Here is a 16,022-nt window from a genome sequence, read left to right as displayed (position 1 = left end):
TCAATGGAAAATCTTAGATAATACCAAAACAAACACTTAAAAAACATTATGAAAAAAGCCCTTACTACATTGATCTTAACGATCATTCATGCAATACCTGTGCTGTATGCACAGCAGCTTAGTCCTACGGGAATATGCTATGTGGAAGTAAACAATAACAATATCCTGAATGCCGGATCATATAAACTGCAGACATCAGGTAAATATTTGTTTAATGTGGTCAATATTTTTGCAGCGAATATCAATTACGATACAGCCAGGAGCAGACCTTACCTGTACTGTAATAATAACGTTACGAAAGTACTGACCAATGCAGATACCTACATAAAGCCGCTTCAGGCAAAAGGAATGAAAGTGGTATTAACTATTTTGGGAAACCATCAGGGAGCAGGCCTGTGTAATTTTCCTACCCGTGAAGCAGCCAGAGACTTTGCCCAGCAGCTTGCCCACACCGTAAATACTTACGGTCTTGACGGGATTGACTTCGATGATGAGTATTCAGACTATGGACAGAACGGAACCGGCCAACCCAATGCAAGTTCTTTTGTGATGCTTGTACAGGAATTAAAAGCTTTACTGCCGGATAAAATGATCACTTTTTATTACTATGGCCCTGCTGCTTCAAGACTTTCATGGAACGGACTTAGAGTAGGGGATTATGTCAACTACAGCTGGAATGCTATGTACGGAACTTTTTCCGCCCCTAATGTTCCGCCTCTTACCAATGCACAGATCTCTCCGGCAGCTGTATGGCTGGGAAATACTTCCAATTCCACTACAACCAGCCTGGCTACCCAGACGAAGAACGGCGGATACGGAGTATTTATGTGGTACGATCTGCACGGAACCAATGAAACATCACAGCTTTCAGCCGGAACACAGACCTTATATGGAGAACAGACGGTTTTAAGCACTCCTTTACAGTCGTGGACGCAGGGAACAAATTGCGATGCTCCTATCGGGTTATTTACCAGTAACCTTGCCGGAACCAGTGTAAAACTGAACTGGTCCGCAGTGGGAACCAATACGTATGATGTAGATTATAAACCGGCTTCCTCTGCCACCTGGACCAATGCTGCAACGGCTGTTTCTGCTACTTCGGTAACCATATCAGGGTTAACTGCCAATACTGAATATGACTGGAGAATCAGAACGAATTGCAGCGTAAAAAGCACTTATATTTTTGCTCCAAGATTTAACAGCGGAACAGGAACAGCTCCTTCAGGTTCTACCTCTCTTTCCCTGGACGGGAGCAGCGAATCAGGTGCAGCCGGGAACCTCACTTTGAGCGGATCAGCATTATCTCTGGAAGGGTGGATAAAGCCATCATCTTTCAAATCTGCATCACCATATATCTCATCGGTTATGGGTACGGAAGTAAGCGACAGCAATTCAGCTTTCCTGCGTTTGGGAGATGTCAATATTGCCAATAATAAGCTTCAGTTTGTGGTAAGTATTAATAATGTACAGCAAAAACTGACTGCTGCCACAGCATTAAATGCCAATACATGGTACCACGTTGCAGCAACATATGATGGTTCTGCAATGAAAATCTATATCAATGGAGTTCTTGATGCAACTAAATCTCAGACCGGAAGCGTTTCTTCCAATGGAGCTTTCAATGTAGGGTATTTATACAATGCATCCAGAAACTTCAACGGTAAAGTAGATGAGGTTAGAGTCTGGAAAAGAGCATTGAGCCAGACAGAAATCAGCCAGAATATGTGTAATGTGACCCTTCCGGCAGCTTCCCTTGCAGCCTATTGGAAATTCAATGAAGGCAGCGGTTCATCGGTTCAGGACAGTTCAGGAAACGGAGTGACATTAACATTGACGGGTGTGGATGCGTCCAATTGGGGAACAGATATACCATGTCCGGCAGAAAATCAAGTTGCGGCAAAAAATCAAAAGACTGTAAGTCTTGATCAGGTAACCGCTAAAAAGCAGATCAATCTGTACCCAAATCCAGTAAGTACATCTTCTCCGCTTATCATTTCTGTTCCTGAAGAATACAACAGAGGAAAATTATCGGTTTATAATTTTAACGGGAATATTGTCGAAACAAAAACGTTGAAGACCGGAGATCATCAGTACGATTTCTCTAAACTTTCGATGGGGACCTATATCATTCAGTTTGAATCTCAGAATGGAGGTTTAAAACAGACAGAAAAACTAATTGTAAAATAAAAAACAGTCATTGGGCTTAGGCCCAATGATTTTACCAACCATAAAAATTAAAATTATATGAAAAAAAAATCCATTTTTACTGCTTTAATAGCACTGGCCACTCAGGTGACATCTATGCTTCACGCGCAACAGCTTAATCCTTTAGGGGTTTGCTATGTAGAGGTGAATAACAACAATATGCTGAATGTAGGATCTTATACCCTACAGAATACCAACAGACAGCTTTTTGATGTGGCGATTATTTTTGCTGCCAATATTAATTATGATGTTTCTAAAAGTAGGGCTTATATTTCCAACAATAACAATGTGACCAAGGTATTGAATGATGTGAACACTTATGTAAGGCCTTTACAGCAAAAAGGAATCAAGGTGTTGCTGGATATTTTAGGAAACCATCAGGGAGCCGGAATTTCAAACTTCCCGAATCGTGAGGCGGCACGGGATTTCGCACAGCAGCTTGCCCATACCGTTTACACCTATGGCCTGGACGGTATTGATCTGGATGACGAATACGCAGGGTATGGAAATAATGGGACAGGACAGCCCAACAGCAGCTCTTTTGTAATGCTTTTGCAGGAATTAAAGGCAGCAATGCCGGATAAGCTGATCACCTTTTATTATTTAGGACCGGCAACATCAAGACAAAGCTACAACGGCGATGCAGCCGGAAATTATATCAATTACAGCTGGAATCCGTATTACGGAACGTATAGTGCTCCTATAGTGCCTCCACTTAACAATACCAAACTTTCAGCTGCGGCTACCTGGATACAGAATACTAATCCTCAATCCACTTCTGCCGCTACACTTTCCACTCTTGCTACCAATACGATCAATGATAGTTATGGAGTGTTTATGTGGTACGACCTTAATGGAACTAACAATGCCAGCTATCTGAGTACGGGTTCAAATATTCTATATAACGAAAATACACTGCTTAGCGGTCCGCTCTATTCCTGGACTCAGGGAGATGCATGTAATCCGCCCTTAGGACTTGAAGCGACGAATACCACAGGAACTTCAGCTAAATTAAACTGGACGGGCAATGCTTCCCAAACCTACAATATTGACTATAAACCAGCCAATTCAAATACCTGGACAAACGTGGCAAGCGATTATTCAGGAAACAATATTATGGTTAATAACCTGACCCTGAATACGGATTATGACTGGAGAATACAGTCGAACTGTTCAGCAACCATAAAAAGCACCTACCTGTTTGCTCCCCGTTTTAATTCCGGCAGCACATGTGGAACGCCATCCGGGATGAAATCCGAAAGCTTTTTGGGGACAACCACTAAAATATCTTGGGATGCAGTAGGAAGTGCCTCATCCTATAATTTACAGTATAAAACAGCTGCAGCAACAACCTGGACTGATGTTCAGAATATTTCTACAAACTCTTATACCTTGCCGGGACTAATGGAAAATACAAATTATGTATGGAAAGTACAGGCTGTATGTGGCGGAACTACTATAAGCACATACTCAGCTGAAACGGCTTTTAATAGTGGATTTGCTCCTGTGCAGAGCCCTGGTGCGAGATCACTTTCGTTCAACGGAAGCACTCAATATCTGAATGCAGGACAATTTAATCTTAGTGGAAATGCGTTGACATTTGAAGGCTGGGTCAAAGTAAACGCTTTCAAACCCAACTTCCCCTACATATCATCGGTAATTGGAATTGAAGTTGGGGATAGTAACTCTGCGATCCTGCGATTTGGAGATGGAAATCTGGCTAATAATAAGCTGCAATTTATATTAAGTTTCGGATCTGCTCAGGTAAAACTTAACAGTGTTACAGGGCTTACTACCAATACATGGAATCATATTGCAGCGACTTATGATGGCTCGACTATGAAAATCTACATCAACGGGGTTCTTGACGCCAGTGTAGCAGCTTCAGGGAATTTTACGGCCAATGGCATTCTTTATCTGGCCAGAAATTATGAGAATGCCCGTACCCTTAATGGATTCTTAGACGAATTCAGAGTGTGGAAAAGAGCATTGGCACCTGCAGAAATTCTGGCCAACAACTGTAATGTTCCAGCCAATTCTTCCAACCTTGAAGCCAATTGGAAAATGAATGAAGGCAGTGGAAACGGTGCTCTGGATGCTACAGCCAACACTCACTTTGCAACCCTGATCGGAATGTCCAATACCAATTGGAGAACAGACGTAGCCTGTACCGCAGTGTTATCAACAAAAGATATTATTTCAGAAAAAAACAACATAAATTATGCTTATCCCAATCCTGTTAAAAAAGGAAATGATATTCATTTTACCATTGAAGATAAATCTGCCAGTGAAATCACGTTATATGATATGGCAGGAAAATTAATAGCCAGCAAAAAAGTTGATAGAAATGATATGGTGATCAGCAGCCAGAATTTATCTGCTGGAACTTATATTTATAAAATAAATTCAAAAGACAACCAGGTTAAATACTCTGGAAAAGTGATCATAGAATAATAGCTTAATCCTCGTGGACATATAAAAAGTAGAAATAAATTAGGGGATTTTAGGATGGGCAGGCGGGGAGTATAAATGCTTTCCTGTCTGTCCCTTTTAAGAGAAAGAATTATTTACAGAAAATAAAACAAAATATGATGCAGAATATTGTAGGAATAGACATTGGAGGTTCGCACATAACCATGGCTCAGGTTGATCCTGAGAAACGGGAAATTATCAGTTCTACCTACGTAAGAGAATACGTAGACTCTTTCGGTGCCCGGGAAACGATTTTTTCGGCGTGGATCTCAGCTATCGAAAAAGTAGCCATTGATTTAGTTAAAATGGATCTTCTGATAGGTATAGCGATGCCTGGTCCTTTCGATTATGAAAACGGAATTTCGCTGATGCAGCAGGGAAAATTTATGGATATTTATCAGGTTAATATTAAAGAAGAATTGGCTGAAAGGCTTTCAATTTCACCGGATCAGATTCATTTTGTGAATGATGCCGGAGCTTTTCTGGAAGGTGAAGTTTTTGGAGGCTGTGTAAAGAATTACAACAGAATTTTTGGAATTACCTTAGGAACAGGATTGGGAACAGCTCTTTATAATGGAGGGGCAGCGTCAGATGAAGATTTGTGGGATTCGCCTTTCAAAGATTCTATCTGTGAAGATTATCTTGCAACACGTTGGTTCGTGAATCATTATAAAGCCCTGACAGGTGGAGAAATATCGGGAACCAAAGACTTATTGGATAAGCCGGAAGATATTCAGTCCAAAATTTTTGATGAATACGCAGATTCTTTCGCGGAATTCATTGTAAAATATGTCAGAAAATATGATCCTGAAATTTTAGTGATTGGCGGAAATATAGCAAAAGTCTATCCTTACTTTAAAAACAGGTTAAATCAACATTTGCAAGAGCATAAAATCAATCTTCCTATTAAAATTTCCGCTATTTTTGAAGATGCGGCTATTCTTGGTGCCGCAGGGTATGCTTTGAAAAAAGCCAGGATCAATTTAACAAAATGATATCATGAAGTCTTTATTCTCAAGTTTTTTTATTCTATTAAATGTCTTTGCGTTTAGCCAGGAAATACTTCCTGCCGATTATGTGAATCCTTTGATGGGAACACAGTCCAAGCCATCTTTATCCAACGGGAATACTTATCCCGCTATAGGCTTGCCCTGGGGAATGAATCTCTGGACCCCGCAAACCGGAAAAATGGGTGACGGATGGGCATATACCTACGACGCAGACAAAATAAAAGGTTTTAAACAAACCCACCAACCGTCTCCCTGGATGAATGATTACGGTGCTTTCGCCATCATGCCGGGAGTCGGTAAACTAAAATTTAAGGAAGAAGAACGGGCAAGCTGGTTCAGCCATAAAGCAGAGAATGCAAAACCTTACAGCTACAGCGTTTATCTGGCTGATATCAATGTGACCACAGAGCTTACTCCCACAGAAAGAGCAGCTTTCTTCAAATTCGATTTTCCTAAAACAGACAGTGCATATGTCGTTATTGATGCCCTGAACAAAGGATCTTACATTAAAATTCTTCCCAAAGAAAGAAAAATCCTTGGGTACACCACTAAATATTCCAGAGGAAAATATAACAATTTCAAAAACTATTTTGTGGTCCAGTTTGATAAGGATTTTGATTTGACGACTACCTGGAAAGACAGTGTTTTTGTGAAAAACCAGCTGGAAATCACAAGTGATCATGCCGGGGCAATTGTCGGATTTAAATTAAAAAATAAAGAAAGCGTTTATGCAAGAACAGCTTCTTCATTCATTAGTTTCGAGCAGGCAGAACTGAACCTGAAGAGAGAAATTGCAGGCAGGAATTTTGAACAGGTAAAAACAGACGCTAAAAATATCTGGAATAAAACTCTGGGCAGAATTGAAGTAAGAGGCGGAACTGATCAGCAGATGAGAACATTTTATTCCTCTCTGTACAGAACATTGTTCTTTCCTCAGAAATTATACGAGATTGATGCTGAGAACAAAGTAAAACACTGGAGTCCCTACAACGGAAAGATTCTGGATGGGAAAATGTTCGCAGGAACAGGTTTTTGGGATACTTTCCGTGCCCTGTATCCTTTCCTGAATCTTGTTTATCCAAGCATCAATGTTGAAATGCAGGAAGGCTTAGTCAATACTTTTAAGGAAGGAGGATTTCTCCCGGAATGGAGCAGCCCGGGATATTCTGACATTATGATCGGGAACAATTCAGCATCTGTGGTGGCAGATGCATACATCAAAGGACTTCGCGGATATGATGTGGAAACCCTTTGGCAGGCAGTGAAACATGGAGCCAATAACGAAGGCCCAATCGATGCCGTTGGCCGTAGAGGAGTGCAATATTACAATACTTTAGGCTACGTTCCTTACGATGTAAAGATCAATGAAAATGCAGCCAGAACTCTGGAGTATGCCTACGATGATTTTGCAATTTATCAGTTAGGAAAAGCATTGGGAAAACCCGCTTCGGAAATTGATATTTATAAAAAAAGAGCCTACAACTATAAAAATGTATTTGACCCGGAAACAGGTCTGATGCGTGGTAAAAATAAAGACGGAAAATTTCAGTCGCCATTCAATCCGTTTAAATGGGGCGATGCCTTTACAGAAGGGAACAGCTGGCATTATACCTGGTCTGTTTTCCAGGATATTGAAGGCTTGTCTAAACTAATGGGTGGCAAAAAGAAATTCGAAGCCAAGCTGGATGAGGTTTTCTCACTTCCGCCGGTCTTTGACGACAGCTATTATGGAAGTGTTATCCACGAGATCCGTGAAATGCAGATCATGAATATGGGACAGTATGCCCACGGAAACCAGCCTATCCAGCATATGATCTATTTATACAACTATGCCGGAGCGCCGTACAAAACACAGTATTGGACGAGGCAGGTGATGGATAAACTATATTATGCAATACCGGACGGCTATTGCGGTGATGAAGACAACGGACAGACTTCCGCCTGGTACGTATTCTCAGCGTTAGGATTTTATCCGGTAACGCCAGCCACGGATCAGTATGTTTTAGGAGCACCGCTTTTCAAAGAAGTTGTGATTCACTTAGAAAACGGTAAGAAAATTGAAATAAAGGCACCGGAAAACAGCGCTGAAAATCTATATGTTAAATCACTAAACGTAAACTTTCGGTCTTATTCAAAAAACTGGCTCAGCCACAAAGAACTGATGAATGGAGCTGTGTTGGAATTCCAGATGGATAATAAGCCCAATAAAGAAAGAGGCTCTGAGGAAAAAGACTTTCCCTATTCGATGTCGAAGGAATAATGATCAACAAACTTTATATTTGAAAATAATTTTAGAACAGGAATAAATTATGAATGCAGAGAAAATAGAAATATTCGATAAGGTGGAAAAAATGTTAGTGAGCCAGGGTTTTATTATTGCGGCAAAGGATGATACAAGGCCTTGGGGTGGGTTTTTCGTGATCGATGAAAATCAGGCTCAGGATTTTGCCAATCAGTACTTTGATGGAATCAATGTAGAAAGTCTTAAAATTGGAGGAAAGCTAAGCCCTAAAATCCTTTTGGTTGCTCCCAATGCCCGTCTGAGCTGGCAGTACCATCACCGCAGAGCTGAAATCTGGCAGGTAGTGGAAGGTACCGTTGGGATCAAAACAAGCAATACCGATGAAGAAGGGGAGCTGAAAGAATACCATCCAAAAGATCAGATCAAGCTTCAGCAGGGGGAAAGACACAGGCTGATCGGTTTATCCGGTTGGGGCGTAGTAGCGGAAATCTGGCAGCATACCGATGCTTCCAATCCTTCAGATGAAGATGATATTGTACGGGTACAGGACGATTTCGGAAGATAATATCTGTAAAAATAAAAAAAGACTGTTTCAAAAACAGTCTTTTTTATTGGTGTCAAATAACCTTAAAACCAAGTTAATTTTTTTTACTTATTTGTGTTTTTTAAGTTTTCGGAAAGTTCTTGAGGTTACCTGTACATCAAGATTTTGTTTCATCATTTTTGTTTCTTGTAAAATTCCCCGTTTTGGAATAAATTCTTGTTAGGTTAATTTTACTGGTACAAAGTAACAGATTTCTAAAATAAAATTCCCTATAAACGGTATCGATATATGTCGATGAGTCATAGATGTTTATCTATAGAAAAGGTTTCATTAAATACTTTTTTCTGATCATGAATTTAGTTCTGTCATTTCATTCTGAAAGTAAGGATTTTCAAATGTCGCAGCAGTATCACTTAATAAAAAAAGAGACTGATTTTGAAACAGTCTCCTTATAGTTGTTAGTTGATAAGATTTATTAATCAACTTGTTGATTCTTTATACTCCTCAATTTGTGTTAAAAACATTTAGAAAGTCACATCCAGTCCCACATAAAAATTAGCCTTCATAATAGGGGCGTACACCATTCCACCATCAAAATAATTTCCAAAAGGATTTCTGAAATCAACAATTGCATTTTTCTGATAGTAAGACGTAAGGTTTTCTCCTCCTAAATAAGCTCTGATCTTTTTATTGAAATTTCTGGAAATCTGCGCATTCAACACAGCGTAAGAATCAGAATATACCGGCAACTGGAATTCAGCAGGGTTGCTTGATGTATTGGGAAGCCTCTGCTTTCCTACCCAATTCAGGGTGGTATCAAAACTCCAGAATCCTCCGTTATCATTTTTATTTGTTGCATAGGCAAGATTCACAAAACCTCTGTGCTTGGCCATGAACGGAACTGCTCTTCTGCCATCGATATAATCTGCCTGAACATCATAATATTTATAGGCCAGCCTTACATCAAAATTTTTAAAAGGGGTAAAATCCCACTGGGTTTGGAAAGAATTTGCAAAAGATTTTCCTTCCAAATTATAAAAAGTAAGCTGCTGTGGAGACCTGTCAAGATCTACAAGAACCTGGTCCTGGAAATCCGTTCTGAAGAAATCCGCGACAATGGAAGATTTTCTACCGAAAAGTTTGAATTCCTGCTGTAAGCTGGCTCCATAGTTCCAAGCAATCTCAGGTCTTAATCCATAAATATTTCCGCTGTTCTGCAAGACCTGAATATTTCTGTTCGATGCAAAATACTGCTGGTTTTCCGCAAAGACATTAGCCGTTCTGAATCCTCGACCGGCAGAAAGCCTTAAGATAGTCTGCGGTGTGAAATCATATTTAAAATTAACCCTCGGAGTAAACTGAGTTCCTGCAAGATTATGAAAATCTGCTCTGGCTCCTGCCACCAAAGTATATTTTAATCCGGTCAACGTGTATTCTGCGAAAATTCCGGGAACGATTTCATTCCTTTTCATATCGTCCTTTAGATAAGTTTCTTCATATCCGTCATACAAAAAGCTCGCTCCGGCCTTATACTTATGGTTCGTATTCCCGATGATGCTTTCAAAAATTAAATTTGAATAGTAAGTATGTTGCTTCCCGGCATAATTTCTCAGTCCGAAAAAGCTGTCCTGCTGATGGTACACATACTGGTTCATCCAGCCTAAACTCTGGTAAGGTTTTCCTTTAAAAACATACCCTGTTTTATTCCAAACCTGGAATCTTGAAATATCAATGCCCACACCATATGCACCCTGTTCGTCCTGAGGCAGTTTTTTATCAAAAGCAACCTGTCCGGCTGTTCTTTCATCTCTTATAAAATTGATCCCGAAATGAGATCCAAATCCCGATTTTTCAAGATCATTGTAATTAAGGAGATAGGCTGCATTGATCTGCGTTCCCTTGGGTCTGTCCAGGAAAGTATCATGATTCATATCCGTATCTCCAAACGTTCCGTTTCCGTGCAATAAGAATGTCTGTGACCATTTCTCATTGATAGGGGAGACACTGGTAATATTGGCTTCCGCTCTTCCATTGAAATCAGCGAAAATATTTAAGGAAGTTTCAGGTTTTTTGGCATTCTTCAAAAGTTCAGTATTGATCTGTCCTGTGATACTTTCATATCCGTTTGTTACTGTACTTCCGCCTTTTGTCAGCTGAATGCTTTCAATCCATCTTCCCGGAATGAAATTCAGTCCGTAAGCCGAAGCAAGACCCCTGATCTCCGGTAAAAGCTCCTTCGTTAAACTCGTATACTTTTGATCCAGGCCAAGCATTTTCAGCTGCTTGGTTCCCGTAACGGCATTGCTGAATGAAACATCTACGGTTGCATTGGTTTCAAAGCTTTCAGAAAGGTTACAGCAAGCTGCTTTCAATAATTCTTTCTTATCAATATTAAAAACAAGGCCTGCCTCCTTTTTGCTTAATGCAGTCGCTGCTTTTGAACCGGTAACGGTGACTCCTTCAATGTTTTTTTCGGGCTGTTCATGGTTTTCAGCAGGAGTAATTTGATGATCTTTGTGGTCATCATGTTTTGCCTCTTCCTCGAAATGTACCTTTGGATTCGCTTCTCCGAAAGGAATGTTTCGGTCGTACAGACAACATCCCGGAAGGCCTTTATAAGTATCATCTGACGATTTGTATTTTTCATTGTCATGACCCGCATCGGCAATAGCCTTTAAAACCTTATCTGATGAGGTTTTTGACGGATCAAAATTTAAAATTACCGTCTGCTTTTCTGCGCTCCATTCTGCGGAATCGGCACCAGCTGCTTTGGCTGCTTTCTCGATTCTGGCTTTACATGAGCCACAATTTCCTTTTACATAAAATTCATTTTCTTTTTTAGCATGATGCTCGTGAGCTTCTGTAGGAGAAGGCTGAAGATCTCTTTCATAATGACAGCATCCCGGGAGACCTTTATAAGTATCATCAGATGATTTGAATTTTTCATTGTCGTGGCCGGCATCAGCAACTTTCTTTAAAATTTCGTCTGTAGAAACTGTGCTGTCAGTTTCCAGGGTTAAAGTCTGCAGATCGATAGAGTAAGCAGCAGTTTTAGCGCCTGCTTTTTTAGCGGCAGTTTCAATTCTGTCTTTGCACATTTCACAGTTTCCTTTGACCTGAAACTGGCTTTTCGAAAGATTTTGAGCTGATATAAAGTGTACAGACAGGATCATGAGACCAAGAATGAACTTGGAAATATATAATTTCATTTGTTTAAAAGTTTAGATTAATAAAAACTGTCCATTAAAATTTTTAACGGACGACCAGTTGGCTAATTAACCTAGTTTAGGAGGTTGCCAGATCTCTTTTAAACGGTCTGATAAATGAGGCGGTGAATATTGGAACTGCGGATTTTTATTCGCTTTATAATAAGACAGTTCAAAATGCAAATTCTTTGAAAATGGTGTTTCTATATAAGTATAGCATGCAACACAGGTTGAGCAGCAATCGTCATTACATGAAGATTTTGTTGTGTTGTTCTTGCTGTCTTCTGAAGTGTGATTTTTGCAGCAGCTGCTTTTTTCAGCCTTTGCCTTACAGCAGGTATCCTGCATAGATTGAGAGTAGAAGCTGTCTTTAGGAACCAAAAAAATTCCTAGAAAAAAAATAACTGTAAGAATGTGAAACAGCTTCATCTTTGCAAAAATACAAAAATTATGACAAAGGATCACCAACTTTTAAGGCGCAATTGTGCCAAGGTTCCCCGTGGGCAGGGTTCAGCTTGGGTTTTTCACCTGTTGGCGGAGCAGCTGTTACCGGTCCCGGGACATTTTGCGCTGCGCTTTGAACAGGTTGTGGTGTTGGAGCTGGCGCTGGCTTACTGTTTAAGGGTTGTCCCACCGGGATATCACATCTGTGGCCGGGCTGTCCGTGCGGAGGATTCATTCCCGGAGCCGTTTTAACCGGCTGTGCATTATTGTTGATTGCCACTTTGCCTGCTGACATAGAATTGGCATCTATTTTAATAGCATTGTTGGGATTTTGTCCCGGAGCAGTCTGTATGGCTGTTGGACTTACATTAAGCGGTTGTCCTACCGGGATGTCACATCTGTGGCCAGGCTGCCCATGCGGAGGGTTTTTAATTCCCGGAGCTGCACTAATAGAAGCCAGATTTGGATTGGATTGTACGCCTGCCTGATCTATCAGGGAAGTTTTAGGAGCTGAATTAACTGCCACAGCAGGCTGTTGAACACCCGCTTCTTCCTTTAAATAAGTAGGTTTTTCGTCTTTATTGCATGAAATTGCTAATAAGGAAATGGCAATAACGCCCAAAAATGTATTTTTCATATCCAATCGTATGAAACAAAATTAGCAAAACATTTTTAATTGTTTTGCTAATTTTATATTTATAATATGTTTTTAGGCTTAATTTTTAACTAAAAGCCTAAATCCTTCTCCGTGAACGTTGATGATTTCCAGTCCTTCGTCGTCTTTTAACAATTTACGAAGCTTGGCAATATATACGTCCATACTCCTTGCCGTAAAGTAGTTTTCCTTTTTCCAGATCTTTCTCAAAGCCAGATCTCTCGGCATGAAATCATTTCTGTGAATACAAAGAAGTTTTAGCAGCTCATTTTCTTTTGGAGAAAGTTTATATTCTTTATCACCTACTTTCAGCTGTCTCAGCATAGAGTCGAAGAAAATATTACTGATCTTGAACTGCTCCTGCTCCTCATTTTCTAGAGTAGAGCTTCTCTGCAGGATAGCTTTGATCTTATATAAAAGAAGTTCTGTATCAAACGGCTTTGTAATATAGTCGTCCGCACCCAGTTGGTATCCTTTCAGGATATCTTCTCTCATATTTCTTGCCGTAAGAAATATGATAGGGGTGTTTTTATCGATTTTTTTTACGTCTTCAGCTAATGAAAACCCGTCTTTTTTAGGCATCATCACGTCAAAAATACAGATATCAAATTCATTTTCTGTAAATTCTTTCAAACCCTGTTCTCCGTCTGTAGCAAGGGTTACCTCAAAGTTATTGATCGTTAAATAATCCTTTAGCACCGCTCCGAAACTCTGATCGTCTTCTACTAATAATATTCTGTTGCTCATGATTTTAATAATTAAAAATTAATGATTAAAAATTAAGAATGAACGTTCTCACTCTATCTTCTATATTTGTTATTTGGTTTCTATTTTATAATTGATGAATGATCACTTATCCATCGTTATTTATCTTTTCTAGCTCATTGGCAGTTTTATCGTAAACGTGCTTCCTTTGTCTTTGTGGGAGTCTACGAGTATCTGTCCTTTGTGGAGTTCTGCAATTTTCTTTACATAGGAAAGCCCCAGTCCCTGTCCTTTTACATTGTGGATATTTCCAGTTTCTTCTCTAAAGAACTTTTCAAAAATCTTGGTCTTATTCTGGGTTTCCATTCCCATACCCTTATCGGAAATTTCTATGACATACCAGTTTCCTTCGTTACTTGTTTTTACTTTAATCTCAGGAGCTTCAGGGGAATATTTGTTGGCATTGTCCAGTAAGTTCACCAGCATATTGGAGATGTGGAATTCATCTATTTTAAAAGTGTAGTTCGTCGCATTAAATTCCTGGGTCAAAGAACCGCTTCTCTGCTGAACGATAAGATTAAAAGATTCTGTTGTTCTTTTGATCAGTTCCCGCACATTGGTTTCCCTTAAGAACAGTTCTACCTCATTTCTTTCAAGCTTGGACATATTCAGGACATTTTCCACCTGTTTTTTCATCCTTAAATTTTCTTGCTTAATTAGCTCCGAATAGTATTTTACCTTATCCGGATTGGTAGCAATCTTATCATTGGCTAAAGAGTCTGTGGCTACAGAAATCGTTGCCAGAGGTGTTTTGAACTCATGAGACATATTATTGATGAAATCTGTCTTTACTTCCGCCAGCTTTTTCTGTCTCATCATATAATTGATGGAAATAATATAGATCCCAAGAATAGTTAACAACGAGAGAAAGGTTCCCAGCAGCATCGGCCAGTTGTTCATCGCCAGGGAATATTCTTTTTTAGGAAATACCAAAGCCAGACTGTACAAAGTCCGGTCTTTTTTATCTGTAAATAGAGGATAGCTATAGGTATTGCTGTCTTTTTTCTCCTTATAAACCTTGTTGACAACACTTGTAATTTTGTTGTTCTTGTCAATTACACCATATCCGAATTTTGCAGTGATGCCCTTTATTTTCAGTTCTTTAGCGATTACTGAATCAAGTACTTTAGGATCCACTCTTTTATCGATGGGCAGATTGGTGCCCACCACTTTTACGAATTCTTTTATAGCATAATCCCCGTTTTCAATATCATTGTTAAGGTCTGTGGTAAGAAGTTCGCGGTTTGTGGTATCTTTCTTTATTTTATAAGTCGCATCGTCAGTATACAGAGTTGTCAGATTTACCGAATCACCTTTCTGAGAGATCGGAAGCTGGGTTTTAGATATGATATTTTTAGAATAGATGATCTGACGCTGTGTACCGGAATCTTCTACCTGCTGGATTGTCGTTAAAGAAGGCTGATCTTTGCTGGCAAGAATATTGTTTCTTAGATTAGTATAATCCTGATTCAGGTATTTGTCAGCTTCAATTTCTTCAATACTTTTTGAAGTATTTTCTAAAGCAGCGTATACTTTATTGGAGAATTCCTGCTCCAGAGCACCGTAATAACCTTTCAGCCAATAAAATTGGAGCGTGACAAAAACAATCAGCGAGATTGTCATAAACACCGAAATTATTGGGATGAATTTATTATTCATTATTGAATTTTATATATTGGAAAAAAATGAATGTTAAAATTAATTATTTTAAGACTTCATAAACAAAAAACGAGCCAAAAAATTGTTTAATTTTTCTTAAAAGCGAGTTTTTTAACAAATATTTATGAATTTAAAAGAACTTGCCATATGAAAAGTCCTGTAAATGGATAAAGATGTAGCTTTAATAAAAATAATTACTTATGGAATCTAATATGATTTTTAACAAAGATTTTGATTTAAACAGTATCTATGTCATGAAAATATATGATGCTGATGTTTCAAAAGTGTGGGACTATTTTACAAAATCCGAATTATTGGATCAATGGTGGGCGCCGAAGCCCTGGAAGTGTGAAACGGTGAAACAGGATTTTAAACAAGGCGGAATCTGGCATTATGCCATGGTAGGGCCGGAAGGTGAAAAAATGTATGGTCAGGTAAAATACGGCGAAATCACAGAGCATAGAAATTTTGACGGGGTAGATGCCTTCTGTGACGAAAAAGGAAATATCAATGAAGATTTTGCACAGGCAAAATGGCTGCTTGGATTTACAGGGGTAGAAGAAGGTACAAAAGTAACCATCAATATTCACTTTCCAACTTCTGAAGCCATGAAGCAGCAGCTGGAAATGGGCTTTGAGGAAGGATTTAAAATGGGACTGACACAGCTTGATGAAATTCTCAAGTAATGTGAAATTTAAAACGCCAGAATGTATTTTTATCTTTGGCTTTTTGTAAGAAAAAGACGAGCTTAGCCCGTCTTTTTTTGATTTTATATATGCATTGATTCATGCATCATTGCAAATTGCCTATTAGTAGATTA

11 protein-coding genes are annotated in these 16,022 nt (G+C 39.3%); 6 read left to right on the top strand and 5 right to left on the bottom strand.

The genetic code is table 11. The annotated features are described in order from the left end of the window. The first annotated feature begins 48 nt into the window (after positions 1–48). The 5 genes from DRF60_RS00895 to DRF60_RS00875 all read left to right on the top strand — a co-directional run bounded on the left by DRF60_RS00895 (position 49) and on the right by DRF60_RS00875 (position 8,494). Entirely contained in the window at positions 49–2,187 is a 2,139-nt protein-coding gene (locus DRF60_RS00895; protein ID WP_116010244.1) for an endo-beta-N-acetylglucosaminidase H, read from the top strand. A 57-nt stretch (positions 2,188–2,244) separates the two neighbouring features. Beyond that, positions 2,245–4,659 carry an endo-beta-N-acetylglucosaminidase H gene (locus DRF60_RS00890; RefSeq protein WP_116010243.1) on the top strand — a complete coding sequence of 805 codons (2,415 nt, stop codon included), beginning with the start codon at positions 2,245–2,247 and terminating at the stop codon, positions 4,657–4,659. Between the two features lie 134 nt (positions 4,660–4,793). Beyond that, positions 4,794–5,672: an ROK family protein gene (locus DRF60_RS00885; RefSeq protein WP_238639944.1), complete on the top strand. Its 879-nt coding sequence runs from the start codon at positions 4,794–4,796 to the stop codon at positions 5,670–5,672. A 4-nt stretch (positions 5,673–5,676) separates the two neighbouring features. Continuing rightward, entirely contained in the window at positions 5,677–7,947 is a 2,271-nt protein-coding gene (locus DRF60_RS00880) for a GH92 family glycosyl hydrolase (protein WP_116010241.1), read from the top strand. A 49-nt stretch (positions 7,948–7,996) separates the two neighbouring features. Next, a complete protein-coding gene (locus DRF60_RS00875) occupies positions 7,997–8,494 on the top strand; it encodes a cupin domain-containing protein (protein WP_116010240.1) in 498 nt (165 codons plus the stop codon). Positions 8,495–8,997: 503 nt separating this feature from the next. On the opposite strand, the gene DRF60_RS00870 is transcribed toward DRF60_RS00875, so the two are convergent. The 5 genes from DRF60_RS00870 to DRF60_RS00850 all read right to left on the bottom strand — a co-directional run bounded on the left by DRF60_RS00870 (position 8,998) and on the right by DRF60_RS00850 (position 15,202). After that, positions 8,998–11,682: a TonB-dependent receptor domain-containing protein gene (locus DRF60_RS00870; protein WP_185144560.1), complete on the bottom strand. Its 2,685-nt coding sequence runs from the start codon at positions 11,680–11,682 to the stop codon at positions 8,998–9,000. A 66-nt stretch (positions 11,683–11,748) separates the two neighbouring features. After that, positions 11,749–12,108, bottom strand: a complete 360-nt coding sequence (locus DRF60_RS00865) for a hypothetical protein (RefSeq protein WP_167443694.1) — start codon at positions 12,106–12,108, stop codon at positions 11,749–11,751. Between the two features lie 19 nt (positions 12,109–12,127). After that, positions 12,128–12,760, bottom strand: a complete 633-nt coding sequence (locus tag DRF60_RS00860) for a hypothetical protein (RefSeq protein WP_116010239.1) — start codon at positions 12,758–12,760, stop codon at positions 12,128–12,130. Between the two features lie 78 nt (positions 12,761–12,838). Next, positions 12,839–13,525, bottom strand: coding sequence for a response regulator transcription factor (locus DRF60_RS00855; RefSeq protein ID WP_002982671.1), 687 nt, complete (start codon positions 13,523–13,525; stop codon positions 12,839–12,841). A gap of 129 nt (positions 13,526–13,654) precedes the next feature. Next, complete coding sequence (locus DRF60_RS00850; RefSeq protein ID WP_116010238.1) at positions 13,655–15,202, bottom strand: sensor histidine kinase; 1,548 nt, start codon at positions 15,200–15,202, stop codon at positions 13,655–13,657. Positions 15,203–15,402: 200 nt separating this feature from the next. Between DRF60_RS00850 and DRF60_RS00845 the strand changes: the two genes are divergently transcribed. Next, entirely contained in the window at positions 15,403–15,888 is a 486-nt protein-coding gene (locus DRF60_RS00845) for an SRPBCC family protein (RefSeq protein WP_116010237.1), read from the top strand. The last annotated feature ends 134 nt before the right edge of the window (positions 15,889–16,022 follow it).

Source organism: Chryseobacterium elymi (assembly GCF_003385495.1).
Lineage (GTDB): Bacteria > Bacteroidota > Bacteroidia > Flavobacteriales > Weeksellaceae > Chryseobacterium > Chryseobacterium elymi.
The sequence above is the reverse complement of the archived record's forward strand: the minus strand, read 5'-3'. Positions and strand labels throughout refer to the sequence as shown.

Excerpts from the sequence above, each read along its gene's own strand:
- DRF60_RS00850 (WP_116010238.1), bottom strand. The coding sequence starts at position 15,202 with ATGAATAATAAATTCATCCCAATAATTTCGGTGTTTATGACAATCTCG.
- DRF60_RS00870 (WP_185144560.1), bottom strand. The coding sequence starts at position 11,682 with ATGAAATTATATATTTCCAAGTTCATTCTTGGTCTCATGATCCTGTCT.
- DRF60_RS00865 (WP_167443694.1), bottom strand. The coding sequence starts at position 12,108 with ATGAAGCTGTTTCACATTCTTACAGTTATTTTTTTTCTAGGAATTTTT.
- DRF60_RS00885 (WP_238639944.1), top strand. The coding sequence starts at position 4,794 with ATGATGCAGAATATTGTAGGAATAGACATTGGAGGTTCGCACATAACC.
- DRF60_RS00895 (WP_116010244.1), top strand. The coding sequence starts at position 49 with ATGAAAAAAGCCCTTACTACATTGATCTTAACGATCATTCATGCAATA.
- DRF60_RS00860 (WP_116010239.1), bottom strand. The coding sequence starts at position 12,760 with ATGAAAAATACATTTTTGGGCGTTATTGCCATTTCCTTATTAGCAATT.
- DRF60_RS00880 (WP_116010241.1), top strand. The coding sequence starts at position 5,677 with ATGAAGTCTTTATTCTCAAGTTTTTTTATTCTATTAAATGTCTTTGCG.
- DRF60_RS00855 (WP_002982671.1), bottom strand. The coding sequence starts at position 13,525 with ATGAGCAACAGAATATTATTAGTAGAAGACGATCAGAGTTTCGGAGCG.
- DRF60_RS00890 (WP_116010243.1), top strand. The coding sequence starts at position 2,245 with ATGAAAAAAAAATCCATTTTTACTGCTTTAATAGCACTGGCCACTCAG.
- DRF60_RS00845 (WP_116010237.1), top strand. The coding sequence starts at position 15,403 with ATGGAATCTAATATGATTTTTAACAAAGATTTTGATTTAAACAGTATC.
- DRF60_RS00875 (WP_116010240.1), top strand. The coding sequence starts at position 7,997 with ATGAATGCAGAGAAAATAGAAATATTCGATAAGGTGGAAAAAATGTTA.